Genomic DNA, 24,338 nt, shown 5'->3' with positions numbered 1-24,338 from the left:
CGATTCATAATACATGCTCCATATCATGTCGCGACAATTTGAGAAGTTGAAAGACTGGTTTCGCTTTTCAACTGATGAAAGCGAGCTGGATAACAAAGAAGACCAGCTTGAAGCGCTCTTGCCAGTCGCAGACCCGGAAACCTACGCTCGCTACGCTGCTGCTTTCGCGACAATCATCGAAACTGACGTCACCTGCGTGGCTGTAACCGGTCCCTACGGCGCGGGAAAGACGAGTCTCATCAACGCCTTCCGCAACAACTACCCCAAACAAAAATTCATACGAATCTCGCTAGCTACTTTCGAGGGCGATGATGAAAAGTCAATTTCATCCGACAGAATCGAGAAGAGCATTCTTCAACAGCTCATTTATAGCGCAGGCAGAAAGGAGTTAGAGTACTCACGGTTTAAGAAGATCCGAACGCCGACTTGGTTGCGTACAAAGGCTTTCTTCCTCAGTGTTTTTGCAATTGCGACAGGGGCGGCGTTGCACTACTGGGAAAAACTCGAAGGATTTGTGGCTCAGGCAAATAGTTTGCAGGAATATGTACTGACGGGAAGCGTCGCTTTGGTTTGGCTGATCCTGTTTGTTGCAATTCTCCACGGCATACTCAAAGCAAGTGCGGGACTCTCCATAAAAAAGCTCTCTCTCAAGAACGCTGAGATCGAAACGGAGGACAAATCCAAGGAGTCTGTCTTCAATAAGCACTTGGACGAAATCGTATATTTCTTTCAAGAAACGCCTTGTGACGTTGTTGTTATTGAAGATCTGGATCGATTTGGCAAGACTGAAATTTTTACGAAAATTCGCGAGATCAATCAGCTTATCAATGCGAATCCGGATGTAAGACCGAACTATACGAAACCAATCGTCTTCCTTTTTGCGATACGCGATGATCTTTTCAAAGGAAAGGATCGAACAAAATTCTTTGACCTTCTTATTCCTGTTGTACCCTTCGTCAGTTCGGGAAACGCTTACGACGTGCTGTACAACAAGCTGGAGAAGGCAGGACTGAGGGTGGCGCTGCAAGACAAGTTTCTTCGTCAAGTCACGGTCTACGTTACGGACAACCGTCACTTGGTAAACATAGTGAACGAATACTCCCTGTATCGCAGAATCCTCTCTGATACAAATCTCGATCCAAACAAACTGTTCGCGATCATTCTGTACAAGGTGTTTTTCCCAAGCGATTTTGGGAAACTTCACATGAATGCGGGAATACTTGCGAAGCTCGTCGGAGAACTACAGGAAAGGAGGCGGAAGAAGCGGGAGCTGCTCAGCCAGGAGCTTCAGCAGATCAACGAGGTAGAGACGCAGGCTCGGGAAGGACAAATTCGGTCTCGTGAGGCATTGGCCTGCGCGTATGTCGGAGCTATTCAGCGGCGGCATCACGGGTCAATTCGGAATATTCACCAAGCAGGCGGACAAAGGACAAGTATCTACGGCGACGCTGAATTAATCTTGACCGCGCTGCAAACAAGCACTGATATTCAATTACTCAACGCGCAAAATCAACGAGTCGCGCAGATCCCGAGATCGGACTTAGAGCAGGCCATCCACCCAGGGCTCTCCGTCGAAGATAGATTACGAAAGATCGACAGAGCCGCCCAGCTTGAGAACGAGGGTATTGCAGCTAGGCGTGTCGCGGTCAAAAGGGAGTTACGTGACGCACGCTACATCCCGATGAAACGCGTTTTCTCAGCGGAGGAGATTACAGAAAGAGTTGCGGCATTCGAACATGGCGATCTCTTCGTCTACCTCGTAACAGAAGGGTATCTTGGAGAAGACTACGACTATTACACGTCGTATTTTCATAAGGGTGCTACTACCCGAGCCGACCGGGAATTCGTCCAAAGATTCAACAAGAGTGATGAAATTCCTTTTGGCGAGAAGATCGACACTCCGAGTGAGATACTTTTAATCCTCGACGATGGATTGTTCGGTAAGCCCCAAGGTTTCAACATCACCATAGTCGATCATGTCCTCGGTGAGGCGGCGGCTCTTCATCGACCCAGGTTGGTTGAGGGGGTCAAGGCATTCCCAAACGAAGCTTTTCGTTTTCTCGAGGCCTACTATGTAGAAGGAGAGTATCCCGAGAAACTACTATGGACGCTCATCGAGGCTTGGGACGACTTCCTGGACACCACAGCCGGATGCTCAAACCCGCTTCCGCACATGAAGGAAATTCTTAAAAGAGCGAAGGATAGTACTATCGCTACGAGGCGGCATCCAAGTACGTTCACGCAACTCATTGAGCAATCCGCTCCCGATATATTTGATTGTCCCGAACTCGTTAGACGACTTCCTCTGTTGGCGGAAAGCGGATTACTTATCAGTGACATCCGCTTTCCGAACCTTCCGAACGAAGATCGCTCGGCAGCGATCGAACATGTGGTGAATCATGCATTATGGAAGATAACACCGATGAACGTCGCCACGATTCTCGCATGGAATGGAGTGGACTCGGAAGTGGCTCAATCCCAGATGTTCGTCAGCTTGGAAAAAGCTCCGTCCACTGTTGTCGATTATGTTTACGGACAGATCAACGATTTCGTTAAGAGTTGCTTTCTGAAGGTGGACTCAACCGTTGCAGAGCCACAAGACGGCGTTGAGAAGTTACTATCAAAGCAAGGGCTTGAAGAGAGCATCGGAGAGAGAGTAATCGATCGACAAGATGCACGACTCAGGTTCTTGAACGTGCCAAAGCATTACTGGACCAAGATCGTTGAGGAAGGTAAGTTTGCAATTGATTGGCAAAACTTCGAAGAGCTGCTGGACGAATCAGAGGATTTGCAGCAGATATCGTCAGTTTTTCGATCCGACGACGTCAGTGCAGGGTTGGCAAACGATCGGAAGCAAATTCAACCAGAACTGTTTAGCTTTCTCGTTAATTTCGATGAGATGAAACTCGAAAGCTACAAGAAGCTTATTGGTCCCGATTTGGGCTCCATCGCAGAGTTTCCAATAGAGATTGAACGTGAGAAAAAGCTGCACCTGATTCGCTCTGGGATGATTGAGTTGTCTCAGGAGACTTACGGTGTTTTAGAAGGAGATGCCGAGCTGCGTGTAGCATTGATCGAGGAGCAGTTTTCTACTTTTCAGGAGAACGTGGACGATTGGCCGTTGGACGAGATGGAACTGTCAGGGCTTATAAAGTCATCAGTTCCGCAGGATGCGAAAAGTAAATTGCTTTTAAAAGCTGGATCCATTGACTTCGAGGGCGACGAACCACTGTTGCAAGAAGTTTTCCAAATATTAACCAGTCCTAATACGTCGATTGGCGACTTTGCCGATGATTATGTCGAAAGAGTTATCTCTGCTGTGGCGAGTTTCGATGCAGCCAAACTTCTTGTTTGCATGATCGCACAATGGGACGAAGCCAAGGTCATGAGCGTTCTTCAAAAAATTGGATCTCCCTACGATGAGATTGCTAATTATGGCAAGCGGCCGACATTTGACGAAACCGAGGTTAACGTAGATTTGGCAAAGGCCTTGCGAGACAAGGGCTTCATATCCCAGTACAAGCAAGACGAGAAGGGTATCCGGATCATTACAAAAACGAAAGATCCTTCCGAGCATTCCAATTCCGCACAGCAAACGGATACTTAATGCCTCGATGGCTAAAAGTGATAATATTACTTACGGAAAATCAATCTGATTCTGCTTTCGAACGTGGTCAGCTTTGAGCGACATCCCGACGTGAGGTAGCTTGGCGATAAATCGTCGCCAGAAGAAGAGTGCTTCGGTGTCGGCCAGTGCTCTGCGGCGATCTGGAAGCATTACAGAACGAGTGATTGAAAAACCAACAAGTTTTTAAAGTTTAATGCAAACCTAGCCGGAGGAAGAACCGTCCTGGCTAATTGGAAGTGTTCCTTGGACATGGGCAAGCGAAATGGCAAGTAAAGAAGAGAAATCTAAAGAACGTGTGGTTCGGTCACATGACATCACGCTGTGCCTCGAACGATCATCGGTTACGGAGTTTGAAAATCTTCAGCTTCTCGGAATGGCAACGAGATTAGCACTTCATCTCCGCGGGGCAGGGCCAGTAAAGTATGACGTTGTCAAGAATGTGGCCGTCTACTTATTTGATTTTACCACACATGCGGTCCGTCCAGTACTCGAGCTTCTGGCGAAGGTTGAGTTCGTAAAGCTTGACACTGAAGGCAGCACGATCAAAACCGTGATCCCAGATGTTCCTTACTATGATGCACTTTTCCTCGGACTGGGAGAACTTGATGAAGCAAATAACATGTCCGAACATGAGCAATTTGCAGTTGATCTTCAGTCTCGGTTGGCATCGTCGCCGCTTGCTAAAGATTCGATTCTCGGAGCAGGTGCAGAAAAACGCCTTGTCATGCGGGTTCTTGAAATTGGTAACGAATGCAAGTTCCTATCGAGTCAGCGAGCGCGTGGACGCGACATCGTCGTATCACCGACGTACTTCACTGAATCCACCACCGCTTATGCCGACCTTGTCGCTGGGCACGGAGGCGCAAGGGTCGCTCGAATTTTAAAGCTGTTGAAGGACAACCAAGGTTGGCCGCTTAGTCTGATTCTGAAACAGGGCGAGATTTCAGGAACGAAGCTATCGAAGGTGGACTTAGCAGTTGTGCAACTGCTTGCGTCCGAAGGCTTTGCTCCACCACCGGCGATTCAGACAACTCACGCGGGAACCAACCACTTTCTTTTTGGCCCACCTCCTCAGCACACTGGAGTTCCGCCCTTTAAGAGACACGTTTTTGAAGCGGCAATGGCACTCGTTGCTGCAGTTCGTCAGGGGCAATTGCTACCTGCTCAATATCGCATTTGGTCACCGCGTGCGATACTCCGAAAACTGCGAGACAGTGGCTTTATCGGCGCAAATTCAGAGGCTGTCGAACAGTATCGGCAAGTTGCTGCGTTGAGGGTGGGGCATCTCGTGCACGATAGCGGAACCAAGTACCGTTTTATATTGAATGACCTACCCGAGAATCGTGAAGCGATTAACCTTGCCATGCAGATGGTATCGGGTGAGAGCAGCGCTCCTGGTGCTGACGAAGACATAGTCCTCGCGATTCGTAAAGGTGAAACCTATGTTGACTCTTTGGTTGGGCGTAAACGCATCCTTAAAGACAACGTCGTTAGTACGGATCCCGAGACGCGTGAAGAGATAGACGGCTTTCTGCTACGAGGTGCAAAATGATGAAAGATGCGAAACAGAAAGACTTGCTCTTCAAACACTTCTCAGCCCAGGGTTGGTTTTCAATTCCTGAAGTTCCTGTTTATTTTTCAGCTGGCGAGCATCACAAACAGAAGTTGATTACCGATATCGATGTCTTCGGAATTCGTCCAAACGACAATCTACGCTGGGAGGTGTTACTTGGGGACTGCAAAACCCTCAAGGGGCAATCGCCCGCGAATCGAGTGATTTGGCTCAGCGGTCTGATGTCCAACTACAACGCAAGCGAAGGCTACATCGTATTGCAGCGTCGTGCAAATCAGCCGATAGAGGCAGACCATAAGTTGTTTGCGAGTTCCATGAGCGTCTTTCTGCTAGATGAGAAGGATTTCAAGACGTTCGATCACGCGATGGTGTTTCCTGATGGGACAGACACACATTCATATGGAGCTGCAGATTTTGAACAGTTGTGGTCACTGCGTAAACGATTCCCTGGTCTCGACCCGTTGGTAGAGTTTGTTTCATCCGGTGCTTGGGAAACAGCAGAGTTCACACATCTGCTGCGACGTGCTATTGGCGAAGGCAAGGCGTCCGCAAAAGAAATCGATCCGGCGAAACAGGAGCATAACGCGATGGTTGTCAATCTGGCATCTGTGTTTTCCGTTGGTTTGGCTGCATGTGTAGGAAAGGTGTTTCAGCGCCATCTGCATCCCAGCACTGAGAAAGAACTTTCGGACGCATTAAAAACGGTGATTTGGGGCGGTAAAGAGCAATACAAATTCTTTTCCGATCTACGAAAGCAGTTGCTTGAAGCACGTGGTCAACAGCACGTCGACGACAACAATTTGTCGCTACCGCAATGGGAGCGATTTGTCCAGCTCTCAAGAAAGATGCTAGAGAATCCCAAGGCTGCGTTTCAAGTGCCGCAACTTCTTCAGCTAGCTTCAATTGACCTAAACTTCGGCAGGGAAATATTGCCTTGCTTCGACAACGGTCAGCAGCAGTCGCTTATGCTTGCAATGCATGTTGTCGATTATGTTGCGAGATCTAGTGGGCTGCCCGAAGAGGTTCGCAAAGTATGCGAATCGCATTTCGTGAAACGACTTTCAAGGTCTGCACATGAACCGAGGGGAACTGCCTAGTTTTCAGATCAGGGGCGGCTTCCCCAGGGTCAGGTCTTGTGTTTGGTGTTCAGCCTAGCGAATAGATTGACGGAAAGTAGGATGGTCTGATTAGGTTCTCCGGCGGCCGCCACCGGTTTACCGAAATCGAGGGATATTAAACGAAATCCACTTCGGAACGTTTGCGTTTTAGCGGTCTGGCCTGGGCGGTTTTTGACTATCGAGTTCGCTCTCGATGAGCGTTCGAATCAAGTCCGCGATTTGGATGTCTCGGTTCACGCAGCTCATCTTGAGCCGTCTGTGAAGGGACGCGTCGATGTCAATGGTCAGACGTTTCGGTTTGACGGCTGGTTTTTCCGCTACGGCCGGTTCTCGAGTCTCGACCCATTTGTCGACTTCCGCTTTCGCTTTTGGGCGAGCTGTCATGGTGATTTTCTTGCTCATGGGAGCCTCCTTAGTTCGTTGACGAATCTCTTGATTTCATTCGCTGCTTTTGATCGTTTTTGATCCAGGACCGTTGTTCCGCTTGCGGCACCCTCGGCAAAGGCCACCCGTTGACCGATGTCGCTTTTCAGAATTGGCGCATCAAGTTCCTTCAACGCCTCACGTACATCCCTTCCAATTGCCGTGTTGGCGATCTTTCGATTCAGTGCCAGGCAGCATTTGATCTCAGGATTGAACACCTGTGCCTCGCGAACTAAGTCAACCGTTTCGGCGGCAGCCCAAACGTCCATGGGCGATGGTTGGAGCGGAATGATCACCACGTCCGCGGCGAGAATGATCGATCTCGCTAGTTCAGTCACGCGTGGCGGACCGTCGATGACAACGTCGTCGTAGTCTTGGGCCAAGCTCTCGATCTCTTTGTGGATGGTTGCTTTGGCCATTCCGACGACCGTGAAGTCGGACGTTTCGCGGTGGTTCGACCATCCCAGCGAGCTGCCCTGCGGATCCGCGTCGATCAACAGCACTCGCCGTCCTCGGCTGGAAAGCTCGGCGGCGGTGTGAATGGAAAGGGTCGTCTTTCCGACACCACCTTTTTGGTTCAGGAATGCGTAGATCATGTTCGTCGTATTTCTGTGCATGAGGCTGCACGTTGTTACGACTTCACGTTACAGGAGTTTTTCTCGTTGCGCAACGACTTTTTGTATCACCATCTCGACGTGATTAATTTCTTGCGCTCGCGTGCTCGGCGTGGCAGTCTGCCACGCGATGTTGCCAGATTTTCAACTTGTCCATGCGATCCAAAGCGGATGCACTGCAGATTTCAACGAAGCCATGCGAAGAGGCGCGACCATGCGTGCCCGCGACCTCAATGGTCGGTGCTTGTTGGAAGTTGCTCTGCGACAGGGGCGTCCCGATCTTGCTCGGCGACTTTTTGCCTTGGGAGCCGATCCGAACGAGGCAATCGGAAAGAAGGGAGATCATCTGATCCATCTTGCCGCCCGCACCGGTGACATTGGTTTCCTAGCTGTCTTGCTCGAAGCGGAGGTAAACCCTGATGCTCGAGGTAACCTTCGACGCACGGCCCTTCACTACGTCACCAAGGGCGGGCTCGAGTTCATGGCAAGCATGCTGCTGGAGAATGCTGCCAATCCCGATGTGACCGATGCCCGCGGCAACGCCCCGCTGCACTTGGCATCAGCAGCGAACCGGCTCACCATGATCAGGCTGTTGCTGAAGCACAACGCTGATGCATCGATCACCAACAATCAGCTTTACACACCGATCCACAAGGCCGCAGCGGCCGGCAATACAGAAGCAGCAACATTGCTACTCGATCACGAGCAGGCAATCAAACCAAAGCATGAATCCGCCGAACTTGCCAGACGTGTTCTGCGGGTAGCCGAGCTTCACGGCCAAATAGAGACTCGGTTAGCCCTCGCGGAGCGGCTAAATTGCCACGCGTCCGAGCCGAGATAGACTTCGCAGTGTGCGGCATTGGCGATCCATTAAGGCAACGGCGGAGAAGTCCAGGAAATCAATTCCAGATCCACTCTTCTGATTACGGTTGCGATGATAGGGCCAAGTACGAAAGTCCGGTCTGTTTGATCGCCGCGCTGTTGAGCGGGCCATAGGCATGATTGGAAGGGTGAAGAGAATGCTTCGTTCATCTGCGGCAATTTTGGAGCAATCGAACTCCGCAAGCCCTTTTCGTCAGATGAACGGTTTGAGTGCGAATTGCAGTTGGTAGGGGATCAGCGTAAATCGTTTGTCGGTAGGTTCGAGGGAAAGAGCTTGACCGCTCGGAAGGGATAGGGTTCTGCTATCGTTAGCGAATTCACATCCAGTTGTCTGCTTGATCATTAGCTTAATGAAATTGACACCGATTGCTGTTCTTGGGCCCTACCGTGGGGGCACCTCGGCCGTTACCGGTGCATTCCGAAAGTTGGGATGCTATGCCGGGGAAAGCTTTTTCGAGGCACGCACAGGCTACACCACGCATGAGAGCGAGTATCTCCGACGCTGTTGTCTTCAGTGTTTTGATGAAAACGAAGGCAAATGGCAGTACCTAGGCACATTTGAACAGAGAGTACAGGTTTTGCGACGGTGGATCATTTGGGCTGCGCGTCGTGCGAGAGCAGGCGGGTACTCGGCAATCGTTGCGAAGCATCCCAGCATGTGCATGCTCGTTCATGAGATTTCTGCCGCCTGGAACTTGCCCATGCTGAAACCACTTCTCTTTGTCCGTGTCATTCGTCGCGAAAAGGACGTGATTCGATCCTGGGAAAATGCTTTGGCAGGCGATGGGACGCGTTGGTGGCCGAGGAACGATCGGGATCAGGTCGTTCGGAATGTTATCGCCACCCGCGACCAAGCATTGAAGAGCTACTTCTCCGTTGACGTTGAGTTCGACGAGTTGCGATCGCAGCCGGAAAAATGCTCTACAGATCTGATGTTCCAATGCGGGCTGTCTCAAGCGGTTCAAGAAGAAAAGAAGGACGTCACGGGGGTGTTGCAAGCCGAACGATCTCGTCTGAAACGTGACGTAGATTCATTCCGTATTGTGCGCAAAAAAGTCGTTCCACCGGACCCCGCAACTCCACTCGTAGCAATGGTTGTATTCAATGAAATGTTGCGACTCCCGGATACCCTTCGGCATTACCGCAGCCTGGGCGTCGAGCGATTCGCTATTATCGACAACTCCTCGACAGATGGGACGTTGGACTACTTGAAACACCAGCCCGATGTCGATATCTATTCGACAGACAATCGTTACCGGCAATCTGTTGGCGGGTCTGGATGGATTTCTGCTCTGATCCATCGCCACTATGGTGTCAATCGTTGGGTGTTGTGGTCTGATGCGGACGAGCATTTTGTTTTCGATGGCTTTGAGTCCAGGTCCCTACCTGAGCTGTGCCAGCTTTTGGTAAGTCGAAATAGACAGTGCGTTCCTGCCCTGATGGTGGAGATGTACTCGAAGGATCCGGTTCATGAAACGGAATTAGCAGACGAGCAACGGTTGCTGGATTGTTGCAATTGGTTTGATGGGATCGGGTATCAGCGATCCCAGGTGCACATCAGCGGAGAAGAAACAGGCGTGAAATGGTCTGGCGGCCCAGGAGAGAGGGTCTTCGGGGTGAATAAAGGATGGCAGGCAAAGGTTCCTTTGATTTTTTGGAATGCTGAGACGTGGTATTGGAACCCGCATGTTGCCTACCCCTTCTTTTTAAACACATCGCTTCCGACAGGTGCCCTACTGCACTTTAAGTATCTCGCTGATTTTTCTGGCTTGGTTGATCGTGAAGTCAAGCGAAATGAACATGCGTACGAGGCGCTGAAGTATCGACAGTACCATGCATACCTGTCCCAAACGGGGGAAGCTTCGCTTTGGTGCGGAATGAGCGTTGAATACGAGTCATCCCGTTCGCTCATTGACTCAGGTTTGATGACATCGGTTCGATGGGAAGGTCGGGCGTAGGTCAGAGGCGAACGGGTAAGGGTTTTTGCAGTACGAATTAGCGGGCTAATCAATGTGGAGGGTAGAGGTTTGACGAAGGTGTTGATTACGTGGGAGCTTGGAGGAGGGCTCGGGCACCTCACGCCGATTCGTACGCTGGCCGGGAAACTGCTGGATCGCGGCCATGAAGTTTGCTTGGCAGTTCGTGATCTGGTATCGGCAGGAAGCCTCTTTGAAGGGCTTCCTGTCTCGTATTACCAATCGCCGCATCGAATTGAGCCGTTCAGGCCAGAAATTGATCCTCCGGTGACCTACGAACATATGCTACATAACATAGGTTTCGGTACAGAACCTGGATTGAACGCATTGAGTTCGGCGTGGGTTCAAATTTTTGAGCACTGTAAGCCGGATGCGGTTTTATTTGAGCACAGTCCCGTCGCGATGTTTGCTGCACGCGCATACGGCTTTCGAAAAGCAGTCACAGGGACCGGGTTTACGGTTCCGCCAACGCCTTTGCCGCTGATACGTCCTTGGATGCGATCAGACGAGTCAGGCTTGCAGGCAGGACGGCGAAGAACTCTTAGTATGGTGAACGCTGTTGCGGGTCGGTTTGGGAATCCACCGTTGGGAGATCTTTCAGAGGTATACGGTGATGCCGACGTTTTTCTGCGGACCTATCCCGAACTCGACCACTTTGGTCGACGTCAGGCGGCCTGCTACGTCGGGATTGACGTCGACGACAACGGCAAGAAACCGCAATGGCCCTACGGCGACGGGCCAAAGATTTTTGCTTACCTGAAGCCGTTTCAAGGGTTCCAGGATGCAATTTTGAAAATCCACCGCCTTAAGCTTCCCACCATTGTATTTTGTCCTGGATTGCGGAAGGAAGATGTAGTCAATCTCGAGACGGCGTATCCTTCAATGCTATTTTCGACGGAGCTACTTTGCATGAATCATGTTGCAGTTCATTGTGACGTGGCGGTCTGTCATGGAGGCCATGGGATGGTCGCCAGGATGCTCATTGCGGGAGTTCCGGTGGTTGCAATCCCGCTGCAGCTAGAGCAGACGCTACTAAGTCAGCGGCTCGCTGAAAGCGGGGCCGGAATTCAGCTCGCAATCAAGGATGTTTCGCAGCTTGGTGAAGCAATCAATCACATTCTCGCGAATGAAAAATACTATCAAAACGCAGGGCGGATGTCCGAAGCATACTTTGACGAAGCCAAGCAGGGTTCATGGCAGCGCATCGCTGAGTGGGTCGATGAATCGTAGGCAAGCCGGTGCAGAGACTACATCAAGTGGATAGCGGCTGATTCCGCTTTCATCACATTCCTAAGAACTTCTGCCGATCGTCACTCGGAGAATATCGAGTGTTCTCATTCTTTTTGTTGACCTATGTCAGAAGCCCATTGAAACATCAACATTCAACGCGCTGTTAGGCGACTGGGAGTCGGTTGGTTGTCGAAAATGGATGGTAGCCGTTTTGTCTAAGTAGCCGCACTAGTTCTTTTCCACCTTCTTGTTGTGCAAATTCAAATTCGGTCGCAAGAATCTCCAATGGGACCATTATTCCAAATTGATTGGGCGTAGACTCGGGGCTAATAGCGTCGAATACGAAATAGCTGCCTCTGAGCTCGTTTGTCTCAGCTGAAAATTCGCATGTGTCGAATCGCTCGACTGGGACTTGGAGGCAATGAAGAGCCAGTGTGTTCAGGATTGTTGTGAATCTGATGTAGTCACTCCCAGCTGATGCAGTTTTATCTTGGGCTGCATTTGGTTCGAAAGGGACCCGAGTGAACATGGCCAGCTCATAGCCAGCGAATGATGAATTGCAGGGACCTCTGCCTGGAGCGTCACACAGCTCCATGGTGACTACAGCTGTTCCCTGCTGCTGGGGGAGGTCGAAATGATACAGGTCGAGTGCACCGCCTGCTGGAAATGGGATTATTGAATGCAGTACGTGTTCATGCTGCTTACCAATCCATTGTTCGATTTGTCTAGCTTTGTAGTCGTGCCATTCTTGGATGTTGAAGTTTGAGTCGGCGTCGTTGGGGTTGGTCATTCGTTCCGGACGGTGCAGATGGGGTTGTTTGGGTCGAATCGGCAACCAGAGAAACCGAAATCCAGGATGGATCTTTGAACATCATCACGGACAAATAGTTGCACTGGACTACCGACTAGACGAAATGCTGGTAGGTCTTTGACATGGTCATAAATTACATGGAATGGGTAGTTTACTCTTAGCGTTCCGTTCGCTCGCGGCGTCCAGTCATCGTTGTCGACACTGGTCCGTTCTCGGTCCAAGCCGTCCACTAGATGTAAGCATTGACCAACCGCAAAGTCTCTGTTGATGTAGGACTTGTCCTTCGGGGAAAATTCGAACGGCAGGAATTGAAAAGTCTCTGGGTAGTGCTTGTTGAAATGTCGTTGAAGTCGACTTGAGAATAGTGGCCACGCATGATCTGCGAACATGAAGTCCAGCGAAGCATCTGGGCCGTCCGAGGCCACCGCAGTCAAGGTTGGATCCCAATTAGTGATCCGTTTACCTTCATCCATCCAATGGCCGCAAAGATTGTCGCGGTTAAAATGGACAACCCAGGGAGAATCATTGTAGTGATCAGGGAAAGCGGGGATCCACTGTGCAAACGAATGTTCCATTATAGTCCAATTCCTTTCAACGCATTAATCGGATCAGCGCTAAGCTTAGCAAATATATTATCGAGTTCATCGAGGACTGCTTTGTTGTAAGCAGGAGTGTGTGAAGTTAGTCCTCGCACCGCGCTTTGCAATCGCTCAAAAACTCTTTGGTGATAAAGTTCAGGGTGAGGTCCAGTATGGTTGGGGACGTACCTTAAGTTGTATTTTCCATGAAGTTTTACGTCCGCATTTGCGAGGATTTGTCGCCCTTCTTCACTCCAGTTTCTAGTCCAGCCTCGCTTCGCATTCGAGTAGTGCGATACCAAATGATGATACTGGTTGTGCACCAGAATTCCAGCGTTACCGACCTGGTAGACGTGCTCGCAATCGACTTCGATATTGTAAACATCGGTAGGCTGGTGATGGAAAACGCTAGAAACAAGTTGCAAGGGGCCATCGTTGCTATGGACTTGTTCGTCGATTTCTAGCTCACCAAGCGGCACCCATTCCAACCGGTCCAGGGACCAGACAGGGTGGATGCTTGTGCCATTGAGAATGGTTCCGTCGCTGAAAGTGGCTTCGACGAGGTTGGTTGCCCCGCGTGTGACGAAGCGTCCAGTGACGAGGTTGCCGTGACCATCAGAGAGTGGCGGGCAAGGTTCAACGGAACGGATGGTTGCCCAGCCGGCAACATTCAGTTCTTCAAGCTGCAGGTAAAGGCGTGCACCCGTCTGGAAGCCTTGCTCCTCGATCCACGTTAGCGGGCGAAGAAGCTCGACCTCGACCCTCGCTCCATCTTCACGCTCGATCTCGGCAGAAAGCAGTCGCCACGTTTATTCGTATGCGTCGGGTATTGGATTCTCGGTACCGAAGGCTTCTGGGGTCTTCGTGTCGATTCGGGAGCGAGAGTGTTGCATCAGTTTAGCGATTTGGTCTAAGGAAGCTTAATTGGCTTTTCCATTGCATCTTCATCCCAATACGGGCTGTCATATGTTGATGCACTTAGCTCTTCCCCCCATGGTAAGGAACGCAACAGGGGTGTGATGTGCGTCAGCAGCTTCTTTGGATTTGGGCAAGGCAAGAGAATCTTCGTTCCTTCCGTGTCTGCCAATTCCCCAGCCAAGCCTCCGAGATAGGGGGTGTTTGGTTCGGTTAATATCAATGCTTCGGCAATTGCATTGCGAGTCTCGTCCAGGTGTTGAGAAGGGACGCAAACTAATAGCGTCTTTGCCTGTGAGCGTTCGAGGGACTTTGCCTTTAGTTCCGTGGGGTCAGGGGCTTTTGCCCCCAGTGGCCATATCGGATCGAAGAAGAAACCAAGAAGCTTGGCTGCCTCTGCAGTGTCCACAAAATTTTGAGTCACTAGAACTGTCGATAGGTCCTCAGCTAGGCGGAAAGTTGAGAGGTTTTTCAGTTTCGACTCTTTGAGATGATATTCTTCAATATCGAGAAAAAAGTGAGGGTTCTTCTTTAGTCGCAGACCTTTCGTTCGATCTTGGTTGACAGCACCAGATACCACAGTGAGGGTTTGGTATGCCATATAGTCACCGAACTTCGATCTTACCGGAAGTAGCTCCCCATTGGGATCAAGGGCGCGAAAGAGTGCTGCTGTTGCCCGTTTGCTGAAAACTGGTACATGAAAATCGCAACAAGGGAAGTCGTTGAAAGGGTTTACGTTTTCCTGGTACGTGAATTCAGGATGATCCCAGACAGCTCCCAGTCGCGGGACATTAAAGTCAGGGGTTTCTGGATAGAAATTTGTAAAGTCGCAGGTTCGGTCGTTTGGATTGGTTAATCCTGGAAGATCCCATCCGAAACCTTCGAAACGCGGGTCTCTTGCAATTGTGCGAAGTTTGTAAATGTTTATGTCAAAAAATCTCCTCGCTCAATTTCTTCATTTCTCGCCACTAAATTCCCCGGAGAACCACGGAAGAACGCACTCATGGTCGAATCGACGAGCGAAGCTACTACTTCTACGAGCTCTCAGCGGACCTGCCAGACGTTTCAAGGTGGAAGGGACTCCAAGCCGTTGGAATGTCAATCAGCAACACTGAGCGCCGCAAGGGCGATGAGATCTCGGTTCGATACTACATCGTTAGTAAGATGCTGCCTAGTGAAGACTTCGCCAGCGCGGTTCGTGGGCATTGGGGAACTGAAAACAGTTGCCACTGGCAACTTATGTGATCTTCGGCGAAGGCCAATATCGAATCCGCAAGGGGCATGGCGATGAGAACTTCTACACGATGCGGCGAACCGCATTGGGTCTATTGAAACAAGAGAAAACAGCCAAGTGTGGAGCAAAGAACAAACGCCTCACTGCGGGTTCGGGCGACGGCTACATGGAAAGAGTCGTTCTCAGCACGTGATTCGCCGTGCAATCGCCCTGACAATGTAATGAAGTCACTGGAGATTATGTAGCCTTCGTGAATTTGCTGAGTATTTCATTAGCTTCATCGACTAATTCCGAATGTTTATCTCTCGCAATTTCTTTCAGATCTTCGGTCAAAAACGCGTACAGCTCTGGACGCTCAACGCTACCATGGCACAAATAGCTGATCAGTCGTGACAAGCAAGCTGATTTTGAGTTCTTACTCAATGAGTGTGAGAGAAACGACTCGATTGATTCAAGCCAAAACTCTAGTCGCTTTAGCATCTCTGGTGTCGCGAGGCCGTTTCTTCGTATCGGACTCAGTTCCGCGATGCCAAGAAGTCTCAGTGTTTGGCACATTACTATCATGGAGCTAATCAGATCGCGGTCAATGGCTGACGGTTGGGACAGGTTTCGGTATTCGGAGATTGCCGCCTGCATGAATTCTGCAAACGATTCTTCATTGCAGCCTTTGAACGGTCTGAGCGTTTCTGCGAGACTCGGTTGTACTCCATTCTCCAATAGAGTGATCCCGCTATGATGCTGCAGGACTGCAAGATTTGAACTCATTTGAATTAACTTCCCTCAATTCAGGTATTCTATGATTGCCCGAGGGTCGATTCCGCCGGTGATAAGTATTTCCTTTGCTCGAAGGACATTCTTAACGTCAATTCCGCGGCCGTGTCTCTTAACGTGCTGGAGCACGTTTGAGTGAGAGACGACTCCCGATCCCGTCTCAAGCAGTTTTTTGATGTCAATTTTTACCAGGCCTGCGCCACTTTTGTAAAAAGCAGCACCGCTTTCTTCAAGTGACGCTGAAATATACTTTGTCGGATAGCCTTGTATGTGATCAGTGATCGTTCCGCCAACTCCTTTCGGTAGGATCCGCTGGCCAGCTGCGTACCTCGCAAGGTCGTCTGCGTCTAGTGCTCGATAGCAATTGTTGTGCACCAGGATACCAGAGTTACCGACCTGGTAGACGTGCTCGCAATCAACTTCGATATTGTAAACATCGGTAGGCTGGTGATGGAAGACGCGAGAAACAAGTTTCAAGGGGCCTTCGTTGCTATGGACTCGTTCGTCGATTTCGAGTTCACCGAGCGGCACCCATTCGAGCCGGTCCAGCGACCAGACTGGGTGGATGCTTGTGCCATTGACAACTGTTCCGTCGCTGAAAAGTGCTTCGACGAGGTTGGTTGCCCCGCGTGTGACGAAGCGTCCAGTGACGAGGTTGCCGTGCCCGTCAGAGAGGGGCGGGCAAGATTCAATGGAACGGATGGTTGCCCAGCCGGCAACATTCAATTCTTCAAGCTGCAGGTAAAGGTGTGCACCCGCCTGGAAGCCCTGCTCCTCAATCCACGTTAGTGGGCGAAGAAGCTCGACCTCGATCCTTGCTCCATCTTCACGCTCGATCTCGGCAGAAAGCAGCCGCCACGTTGATTCGTGTGCGTCGGGAATCGGATTCTCGGCGCCGAAGGCTTCTGGGTTCTTCGTGTCGATTCGGGAGCCGAGTGGAACTTCTTCAATCGGGAGAGCGATCGCAGACTCAGCCTGAGGGGCCTCCCATGCAATTCCAAGGTCGTAACTGAACTGCTCACTTGCGTTGGAGGCATAGGCCATTTCGAGATTTGATTTTGCAACGGGCAACGCAGACAGATGGACCTTCGTGCCGGCGACAAAGCAGCCGCCGAGCTTCAGGAAGTCCGGGCCGTTGAGTTTCTTCAAGGCCGCACCTCCGGCGGCTCCCAGGGCGGGTGCGAAGTTGAGACCGATCATGGCAACGTTGCCAGCGATCTGCCAGCCGGTCATGTTGCCACCGTTGGTCGCTAGGTTGTTGGCCTGCTGGATGCCTTGGCCCACTGCCGCCACCGTGTCCACAAACGAGTAGACGCGGGCTGCCGCGAGGCCAACTTTTGCAATTGCACTGGCACAAGCCGGTGCCGAGGCGCCTCCAGACAAAACGCCAACACCAATTTGGACGACGACGCCCGCGACTGCACCCTGCACATAGCCCACCGTGTAAGAAAATTCGTGGCCTTCGATCGCGCCGAGATTCGGGATGGAAAGGTCGTATCCATACACGACCAGGCCTTCAAATGGATTTACAACGTCAAGGAAGCCATCAATCTGGCCGTTCACGTAGCTTTGGTACGATTCGATCGCATCAATGATGACGGGTTCGTAGTAGTCCCAGGCCCCTCCGGGATCGCCTGTTGCCAAGTACAGCTCATTGATAAACGCAGTCCCAGTGTCCTGGATCCAGGTTGTCAGGTCATTGACGCTATTTACTAGCTGGGCACCGACGGAGAATTGCCATGAAGTGGCAAGCTGTGGCACGTAGTCTTCGGTAGACAGTTGTAATGTGACACTGAATGGTGTGCCGGTGTTGTCGTATCCAGAGTACGTGTTGCTTGCGTACCGATCGCCATTGGTGCCGCTGAAGGTCACTTGGCCCGTTTTGTTATCGAGTGAGTATGAACCGTCAAGTTTGCCACCTGAGCTTTGCCAGTTGCCTCCGCTGGCCTTGCCTTCGGAGTATTCGTAAATGCCGGTGTTGCTCCAGCCGTAGGAGATATCGGTCGAATAGGACTGCTTGGTGTCTCCTGTGAATGACTTCATTGACACATGTGGATTGGTGTAGCCGTCAAAGGCACCTCCGTTCGGATCGCCACCGCCATACCCCTGATCAAAGTTCCATCCACTACCGGATCCTCCTCCGCCGTAGCCGCCATATCCACCGCTGGAGTTCGGGTCATAGACGCCGACCCCCGTGGTTTTGTGTTGGACGTCGATTTTGTGCGAGTATGAACCTTCATTGTGCCATGTGCCGCCTCCGTAACCGCCGGAACCACCGCCTCCATAACCCCCATAGCCACCATAACCCCCGTAGCCACCATAGCCGCTGCTCCCAGCCGTCGATCCTTTGTCGGCGTACTTGTCATCGCGATCGAAGTCGCGGAACACTTCTCTTTCGATCGTTACTTCGACCTTGGACGAACCGGCGGTCTGGGTTTCAATGCGGGTATCGAATGTGTGCGATACGTCGGTTTCAGAGTACTTATGGTAGTCTCCATTGCTGGATCCATAGTAATAGTTGCTGAACTCCTGGATATCGTCTTTGCGGTCGTATTCGCCGGTGTGCTTGTTGTCGACATACACCTTATGAACGACAGTCGAGTTGTATTTTGTGACGGGCGTCGGGCCCGAGTTGTCGACGCTACGGAAGTGCGTGACCGTGCGGACATCCTTGTTGTCATCGTGGTTCTTATCCGCGCCGTATTTGTCGCTGGTGTTGATGTCCGAGACGGTCTGCTTAGTGGTTGTTTCGTCGAACTTGGTGGTGGTTGATTTACTACCGGCATCGGTGACCCAGCCATCCGTCCGTTCCTTCACCGAATTGTTCGTTACGACGGTGGTCGAATCCACGACGCGGTTGTTTGCCGTGTAAGTAGTAACACGGTGCGTCGTGGTTTTGTCATCTTCCGTCCGGATCGTCCCTTTTTCCGAGAACTCAGTGTCGGTAGTGGCTTTGGTGTCGGTCTCACCGTTGGCTTTGTGTGTGACAGCGAGAACCACATCTGTGCCGTACTTCGTAATCGTACCGACGTCTGTCGAGTCGTTTTTGGTTACAGTCTGCGTGAACGTTCCGCCGCTGACATTGCCCGAGGTCGTTTCATAACCTGTGGTGGAGCGTTTTTCGGTTTCCGTTTGCTTGCCTTCGCTGTGGTAAGTCTGTGTCCCCACCTTCGCATTGTACGTGTGGACACCGGCCTTGATGTCGTGTTTGCGTGTCAGGTCAACACTGAAGTTGGATTTGCCTTTGTCGGATTTGATCTCACTGATCGCGTAAGCGAAGCCGCTGATCGTCCGATTGGTTTTGCTCTCTTGGTACTTGTCCCAGGTTCCCTTGCCACCACCGTTGGCGGTGGTGTAAAGGTGCCCCGATTTGTCACCTCCGTATCCACCTCCATAACCGCCTCCGTATCCACCTGACGATCCGTCAAGCGAGGTCGTTGTCCAGTCGCGGTCGAGTGTCGACGTGATCGAACCATCAGAGGTGGTGTTGTTGTGGCCCTCGGAGGTGATGATGGCATGGCCTTGAGTTTTGGCATCGCCGTTGGTGGTTGATATGGTTGAATCGTCCCAAGTGACGACTGAGGTTTCATTGCGTTTGTCGCGGACGACCACTTTGCTATATCCATCACTTCCCACGATCGAATGAGTCGAGTTGAAGCCGGACCAGGTTGTGGTTACATCGGATGTGTCGTCGACATCCGTGACTGACTTGATTGTGTGGCTGGTGGCGTTGTCGGTGGTCGTCTGCGTGTATTTTCCGTCAACCTTTGTGTGACCCAGAGAAGAGCCTTTGCTTTCTGATCGGCTGTCAAGTTTGTCAGTCAGCGTCGAGCCATCCGCGTAACGATTGAATTGTGAGTTGCTTATCGTCTCGAATTTTCCACCGCCGTCATCGTTGTTGATTGTGACGACTTTCCAGTCGTATTGGACGTTTTGACCGGTTGGTCCCGCTGGTGATCCGCCGTAGCCTCCGTAACCACCGTAGCCTCCATAGCCCGATGAGCCGCCACCATAGCCACCTCCGTATCCACCAGTGGTGGAGTCATCTCGTGTCAGCGTTGACTTCGAGTGATCGCCCCAAGTGAAATTGCCGCTTACTTTCAGTTTGTCCGTTCGGTCTTCCGTGGTTGTGCCATTGATTGTCGACACAAAATAGTTGGATGACGCAGTTCCGGTCCCGGTAGACTTCTCGTTTCCATCGGTCTTGGTGTAAGTGAGCATTCCTTTGGTGTCGCTGTACTTGTAGTCGAAGCTTTCGCCATTGTATTCAGACGAATTCTCTGCAAGCGTTACCGTGGATGTTTCGTTGTACTTATTGGTTGACACCGTGTTCGGCGTGATACCTGACACCAGGACAGATGAGGTAAATGTTGACGCGGTAAAAGTGCCCGACTGGTTGAGAATTGCCTCGGATTTGCCATCCTGCGTTTGATCGATATGGCTTTTGGTGTGCCCATAGTCTGCAACATCCATGGTCGTATTGCGTTTTGAGTTGTCAACGACCTTTCCGCCTTCGTTGTAGCTTTCAACCTCCTTCGAGTACGAAGTGTTGTCGCGATAGCCTTCGACGTGACTCGTCGACCACTGTTTGTATTTGACGTCGGTCAGGTCGCGGTTGGACTTCGATTTGTATGTGACCGTTTCTTTGAATTGTGGCGTGCTAGACCCGTCTTTTGTTGCGACGGTGTATCGGATCTTGGTTCCGTTCCCCGAGTCCTTTGTCTTGTCGCTGTATTTGCCTGATTCGTTGCGTTTTGACTTGGCGTATGTTTCAGTCGTGCTGTCAGCGAACAACTCGTAAGTGCTTTCGGTGTGGAAATCGTACTTTCCGTCACTGCTACGGACGCTCTTCGAATCCGCTTTGGAATTGTTCGTCCGAGTCCAACCGCCGGTCGTCGATGCTTCGCTAACTTCCTGATGACGTTTTGTTGTGACGGTTTCTTTCGATGTGCCTTCTCCATCACTCTCTGATGTCTCGTACGCGGTATGAACTCCGTTCAAGACTAAGTCATGGGTCGTTGCTTTGGATTTCGAAGAGTCTTTGCCTTCGAGGTGCTTCACTTCCGACGCAGTGGACCATGTGAGCCCGTGACTGGAGGGGGTTACCGTCTTCGACTTCATTGTGTTGTCGTAGACATAAGTCGAGTCGTTCTTGTCCTTTGACTTCGAATCTGATTGCCTCATTGAACTTGTTGCTCCAGAAACGTTAGTTTGTTCCTGTTCGAGGCTGTATGTCCAAAGAGAACCAGTCGAGGCAGTAAGGGTATGGTTTTTGCCTGACTGCGTCACAACCGTTCCCGAGAACGTTTGCGGAGTTCCCTTTGTCGCGTCGATGTCATATCCGGGAGCTTGGCGAGCGTCGGTCGACTTGCTGGTGACAGTGATATCAGAGTTAGATTTGGTCAGGCCGTCGTCGGTCGACTCAGACTTGGAAAATGAGTCGGTCGTCTTGTTAGCGTAAAGATTAGTCTCGGCAATCGAGAAGAGCTCATAGGTGCCGTCGAAATCGCTGTGTCCTTTCGACTCCGTTTTTTGCCGCGTTTTCAAATTCGTTGTACCGCGATTGATGTCGGTGACTGTGCCTTCATCGTCCCTGGACCATTTACGGTCTCCCTTTTCCGAGTTATCGAAATAGGAGTGGGCGGTCTTGGTTGTCGTTGCTCCTACTGTCTTGCTGGTTTGAGAATCGGATGCATTGGTGATGAATTTCCCATCGCGATCATCGACAAAGTTTGACTTTGAATGCGTTTCGCGAGTGACTCCAGGGCTTAGGACTTCGGTCCCGTCAATCGTGCTGACCGTTTCTGACTGCGATAGATTCGTGCCAGAGTCTTTGGATGTTGAGTCACTTGACTTTTCTATGACGGTTGCGGAGCCGATCGAGACAGTTGTTTTTTCTTGATCAAGTCCCGTAGACGTTCCGTTGCCTTTCCAACTGGTTAACGATTTGGAGTCAGATATTCGAACGAGGCCGGCGGTTCGTGTGTCCTGGGTATGAGAGGACTTATCAAGTGAGCCGCTAAGGGTATACGTCCCAGCTGTGTCAAGCACGACCGACTCGAAACCGCTTTTCCCAATTTGCGAATCGTCTTTCCAATCGTGTTTAGCGACGTTCTTCCAAACGTTCGTCTCGTCTCTTTTCGACTCGTTTTCAACGTCCGTAGTCGAGTAGAAGTTTGTTTGGATATCTTGGGTGTTTGATTTTCCGTCGGTGGTCGTGTGGCTAACAGTTGTGCCATCGGTTGTCTCATCGAAAACGTCCCAAGCTTTGGTGTGCCCGTCTGAATTCGACTTTGTTTCAACTGTCGTGGCTTTTGACTTCGAATTTGTGACTGAGTTGAAGGTTGAGTGGCTCGTCGAGTTTGTGACGGTGCCGGAAGTGCGAGTGTCAACACGCGTAAAATCGGAGGTGGACGTGCTTGTGCTTTTGTCCTTGCCAAAACGATCGAGTTTGCTGTAATCGTTCGATGTGAAGACTCCGCCGATGGTGGATTGGCTGCCGTTGGCTGATCCAATGTAGAAGGTTTGGCCGTTCGACGTGTCATTGCCGTCCTTCTCAATCGTTTCGGTCACGCCAGACGCAGGAGTTGAGACGCTCGTGCTCTTTCCGTGGGATTTCGTGTCGTACTTTGTGTTTCCGGAGCTCGTGTTGATATAGCTCTCGCCTTTGTCGACATCCCATGAGCCGTCGGTCTGTAGTGTGCCGGTGCTCCAGCCTTTCGTGTTCCAGGAAGTGGTGCCGTTGTCGTACTGGTTTTCGCTTACAGTTGCGTACGACGTTTCAGTTGGGGTCGATGATGAGTGCGTTGCTTGGGATTTTGAGTAGCCAGTATGCATGCCGCCGCCGATGGAGCTGAAGCTCATGGAGCTTGCGCCGGTCGTGGTGAATGTTTGCGCGACGCGCGAGTGAGTTCCGCTGGTCAGCTGATCTTGATTGCTGACGCCGGATGAACTGCTCGTGTAGCTGCTTGTCATCGAGGAGACACTACCTGCCTCGCTCTTGTCGTCAATTTTGGTGTTGCTGATGGAGCTAGTGGTCCATGTTGAGTCCGATTCAAGGGTTGTGCCGAAGGTCGCCTTGAAGTCGTCATGCTTGTCACCAAAGCGACGGTCGCCAACCGATGTTCGAACCAATGTGGTGGTGGTGAGCGAAGGAGAGCTTCCCGTTGTCTTTGATACAGCATCAAGCCCGACGATTGCCTTGTCGATTGTCTGCACCCATTCAGTGCGAGCCACAGTGATGTCGTCGGTGCGTTCGAAACGGTAGTCGGCCAAGCTTTCGCCATCGACTGCAGAGTATTCGTCAATATGCCGTTCGCCATCCAAGGAGAAATCTGTCTGAACAAACGCGGCGTCTGTGATGCTGTTGTCCAGGAATTTATTCTCGGTAACTCCACCAGTTGCCGTTGAGCGTGTGTAGATTTCGGAGTCGACGTCTGTGTCGTAGAGGTCGATGTCGAGGTCGTAGTAGAAGTCCTCGTCGAATGTCGTGGTTCCATCTACATCGATGCGGTCAATATCCGAATCGTATTCCCAGTTGAGGTAACTGTCGTCCGTCGTCTGGAATGTCTCCGTACCGCCCCAGATCGGCGTGGTCGTCGTTGTCCAGATTAGTGAGTCAACATAGCCGTCTAGGTCATAGTCGTAATCTTCGTCCTTTGTGATGGAATTGAAAGCGTCAACTGTGCGAGTGCCATTGACGGAAAGTCGGAAGTTGTCTTCCTGTTCTTCGTCGCCGTTGCGGTATTCTGTGCCGCTTCCAAAGCCGTTGGTGAAGGTGTCGCTGAACGCCCAGTCCAGCTCAGAAAATGCTTCTCGGGTTTCCAGCAAATGGTAAGTGGCGTTATCGAGTGAGACATCGCCGCTTGCTGTAAACTGGTATCGATATTCGCCAGAGATATCAGACTGGTTTGTGGTGCCATCCGCGTCCGTCCATGCTGCCGATCCATCATAGCTATATATGAACAGCTCGCTGTAGGTCCAAGTGTCTACCGTCGGGTAGTCAACATCTATGACCCAGGTCCAGTGGTCGTCGATTTGATAGGATTGGCCGCTGGCGGAAATGGTTACAACTGAGTTGTCTGGGTCCGCTAAGCTCTGGTCCGTAGCGTTGAGGTGCGGCTGGAAACGACGGTTCGCACTGAATGACTCTCTCGCAAAGCCATCCAATGCTGCGATTGGTTCGTATCCACCTTCGAAAGTGGACTCTTGCGCTTGGTCCGTCGTTTCGATTGTTGGTCTCAAACTTCCGACTATCCCCATCGGGATACCTTCCGCATCCATCACCTTCCGCTCTTCAAGCCGTTCACCGACGACTCGAGCGGCTGGTCGCTTTTGCTTGACTTCGCGATAGGTCAAGCGGAAACCGAGTTTTGCCAGAACCAAACGCCACGACGATGGAGTTGATTTCATTATTGACCATTTCGAAGATTGGACAGGAAAGCCGGTGCAAAGCCCCGTAACTAGCTGGACGGGGAGCGTACCACCCTTAGATTTGAGCGGCAAATGTATTTTGCGGCAAAATCCAAAGTCTTTTTCGCGCTGTCGCTTTCTATTTGCCCAGCCTTGCCTAGTTTTCCAGGGTT

The 24,338-nt window shown here is 51.2% G+C and carries 16 protein-coding genes; 8 read left to right on the top strand and 8 right to left on the bottom strand.

All coding sequences use genetic code 11. From position 1 onward, the window contains the following. Positions 1 to 13: 13 nt before the first annotated feature. The 3 genes from B2R17_RS00805 (at position 14) to B2R17_RS00795 (ending at position 6,298) form a co-directional block, all read left to right on the top strand. Positions 14 to 3,607, top strand: a complete 3,594-nt coding sequence (locus B2R17_RS00805; protein ID WP_286762449.1) for a P-loop NTPase fold protein — start codon at positions 14 to 16, stop codon at positions 3,605 to 3,607. A gap of 283 nt (positions 3,608 to 3,890) precedes the next feature. Continuing rightward, on the top strand, positions 3,891 to 5,180 hold the full coding sequence (locus B2R17_RS00800; protein ID WP_286762448.1) for a hypothetical protein: 1,290 nt from the start codon (positions 3,891 to 3,893) through the stop codon (positions 5,178 to 5,180). Beyond that, positions 5,177 to 6,298 (top strand): hypothetical protein, encoded by a 1,122-nt coding sequence (locus B2R17_RS00795; RefSeq protein ID WP_007331467.1) that lies wholly within the window; start codon positions 5,177 to 5,179, stop codon positions 6,296 to 6,298. The genes B2R17_RS00800 and B2R17_RS00795 overlap by 4 nt, the downstream gene beginning before the upstream one ends. A 168-nt stretch (positions 6,299 to 6,466) precedes the next feature. On the opposite strand, the gene B2R17_RS00790 is transcribed toward B2R17_RS00795, so the two are convergent. Continuing rightward, positions 6,467 to 6,721 carry a plasmid partition protein ParG gene (locus tag B2R17_RS00790; protein ID WP_286762447.1) on the bottom strand — a complete coding sequence of 85 codons (255 nt, stop codon included), beginning with the start codon at positions 6,719 to 6,721 and terminating at the stop codon, positions 6,467 to 6,469. After that, positions 6,718 to 7,338, bottom strand: a complete 621-nt coding sequence (gene parA, locus B2R17_RS00785; protein ID WP_339886989.1) for a ParA family partition ATPase — start codon at positions 7,336 to 7,338, stop codon at positions 6,718 to 6,720. The genes B2R17_RS00790 and parA overlap by 4 nt, the downstream gene beginning before the upstream one ends. A gap of 148 nt (positions 7,339 to 7,486) precedes the next feature. Here parA and B2R17_RS00780 point away from each other — a divergent pair, with 148 nt between their 5' ends. The 3 genes from B2R17_RS00780 (at position 7,487) to B2R17_RS00770 (ending at position 11,444) form a co-directional block, all read left to right on the top strand. Next, on the top strand, positions 7,487 to 8,197 hold the full coding sequence (locus tag B2R17_RS00780; RefSeq protein WP_349676975.1) for an ankyrin repeat domain-containing protein: 711 nt from the start codon (positions 7,487 to 7,489) through the stop codon (positions 8,195 to 8,197). 937 nt (positions 8,198 to 9,134) lie between these two features. Then, entirely contained in the window at positions 9,135 to 10,196 is a 1,062-nt protein-coding gene (locus tag B2R17_RS00775) for a glycosyltransferase family 2 protein (RefSeq protein WP_286762444.1), read from the top strand. Positions 10,197 to 10,274: 78 nt separating this feature from the next. Then, positions 10,275 to 11,444: a glycosyltransferase gene (locus tag B2R17_RS00770; RefSeq protein WP_286762492.1), complete on the top strand. Its 1,170-nt coding sequence runs from the start codon at positions 10,275 to 10,277 to the stop codon at positions 11,442 to 11,444. A gap of 163 nt (positions 11,445 to 11,607) precedes the next feature. Here the strand turns inward: B2R17_RS00770 and B2R17_RS00765 are convergent, their stop codons facing one another. From B2R17_RS00765 to B2R17_RS00760, 4 genes are all read right to left on the bottom strand, one after another. Beyond that, positions 11,608 to 12,234: a hypothetical protein gene (locus tag B2R17_RS00765; protein WP_286762443.1), complete on the bottom strand. Its 627-nt coding sequence runs from the start codon at positions 12,232 to 12,234 to the stop codon at positions 11,608 to 11,610. Next, a complete protein-coding gene (locus tag B2R17_RS28250; protein WP_390175942.1) occupies positions 12,231 to 12,644 on the bottom strand; it encodes an imm11 family protein in 414 nt (137 codons plus the stop codon). The genes B2R17_RS00765 and B2R17_RS28250 overlap by 4 nt, the downstream gene beginning before the upstream one ends. 185 nt (positions 12,645 to 12,829) lie before the next feature. Further along, positions 12,830 to 13,483: an AHH domain-containing protein gene (locus B2R17_RS28245; protein ID WP_414707197.1), complete on the bottom strand. Its 654-nt coding sequence runs from the start codon at positions 13,481 to 13,483 to the stop codon at positions 12,830 to 12,832. 260 nt (positions 13,484 to 13,743) lie between these two features. Next, positions 13,744 to 14,349, bottom strand: a complete 606-nt coding sequence (locus B2R17_RS00760; protein WP_286762442.1) for a hypothetical protein — start codon at positions 14,347 to 14,349, stop codon at positions 13,744 to 13,746. A 371-nt stretch (positions 14,350 to 14,720) separates the two neighbouring features. On the opposite strand from B2R17_RS00760, the gene B2R17_RS00755 reads away from it, so the two are divergent. Then, on the top strand, positions 14,721 to 14,993 hold the full coding sequence (locus B2R17_RS00755; RefSeq protein ID WP_349676976.1) for an ISAs1 family transposase: 273 nt from the start codon (positions 14,721 to 14,723) through the stop codon (positions 14,991 to 14,993). After that, positions 14,972 to 15,175: a hypothetical protein gene (locus B2R17_RS00750; protein WP_233215519.1), complete on the top strand. Its 204-nt coding sequence runs from the start codon at positions 14,972 to 14,974 to the stop codon at positions 15,173 to 15,175. The genes B2R17_RS00755 and B2R17_RS00750 overlap by 22 nt, the downstream gene beginning before the upstream one ends. Before the next feature lie 44 nt (positions 15,176 to 15,219). On the opposite strand, the gene B2R17_RS00745 is transcribed toward B2R17_RS00750, so the two are convergent. Together B2R17_RS00745 and B2R17_RS00740 are read right to left on the bottom strand one after the other, a co-directional pair. Further along, a complete protein-coding gene (locus B2R17_RS00745; protein WP_099262836.1) occupies positions 15,220 to 15,747 on the bottom strand; it encodes a hypothetical protein in 528 nt (175 codons plus the stop codon). A 15-nt stretch (positions 15,748 to 15,762) separates the two neighbouring features. Then, positions 15,763 to 24,165: a hypothetical protein gene (locus B2R17_RS00740; protein ID WP_286762441.1), complete on the bottom strand. Its 8,403-nt coding sequence runs from the start codon at positions 24,163 to 24,165 to the stop codon at positions 15,763 to 15,765. Positions 24,166 to 24,338 lie beyond the last annotated feature (173 nt).

The sequence above is a fragment of the Rhodopirellula sp. UBA1907 genome (assembly GCF_002337565.1).
Taxonomy (GTDB): domain Bacteria; phylum Planctomycetota; class Planctomycetia; order Pirellulales; family Pirellulaceae; genus Rhodopirellula; species Rhodopirellula europaea.
Note: the sequence above shows the minus strand (reverse complement) of the source record. Positions and strands in the feature narration are given on the sequence as shown.

Bases quoted from the DNA above. Each gene is read 5' to 3' on its own strand.
- B2R17_RS00805 (WP_286762449.1), top strand. From the start codon at position 14: ATGCTCCATATCATGTCGCGACAATTTGAGAAGTTGAAAGACTGGTTT.
- B2R17_RS00800 (WP_286762448.1), top strand. From the start codon at position 3,891: ATGGCAAGTAAAGAAGAGAAATCTAAAGAACGTGTGGTTCGGTCACAT.
- B2R17_RS00795 (WP_007331467.1), top strand. From the start codon at position 5,177: ATGATGAAAGATGCGAAACAGAAAGACTTGCTCTTCAAACACTTCTCA.
- B2R17_RS00790 (WP_286762447.1), bottom strand. From the start codon at position 6,721: ATGAGCAAGAAAATCACCATGACAGCTCGCCCAAAAGCGAAAGCGGAA.
- parA (WP_339886989.1), bottom strand. From the start codon at position 7,338: ATGATCTACGCATTCCTGAACCAAAAAGGTGGTGTCGGAAAGACGACC.
- B2R17_RS00780 (WP_349676975.1), top strand. From the start codon at position 7,487: ATGTTGCCAGATTTTCAACTTGTCCATGCGATCCAAAGCGGATGCACT.
- B2R17_RS00765 (WP_286762443.1), bottom strand. From the start codon at position 12,234: ATGACCAACCCCAACGACGCCGACTCAAACTTCAACATCCAAGAATGG.
- B2R17_RS28250 (WP_390175942.1), bottom strand. From the start codon at position 12,644: ATGTTCGCAGATCATGCGTGGCCACTATTCTCAAGTCGACTTCAACGA.
- B2R17_RS00760 (WP_286762442.1), bottom strand. From the start codon at position 14,349: ATGGCATACCAAACCCTCACTGTGGTATCTGGTGCTGTCAACCAAGAT.
- B2R17_RS00745 (WP_099262836.1), bottom strand. From the start codon at position 15,747: ATGAGTTCAAATCTTGCAGTCCTGCAGCATCATAGCGGGATCACTCTA.
- B2R17_RS00740 (WP_286762441.1), bottom strand. From the start codon at position 24,165: ATGAAATCAACTCCATCGTCGTGGCGTTTGGTTCTGGCAAAACTCGGT.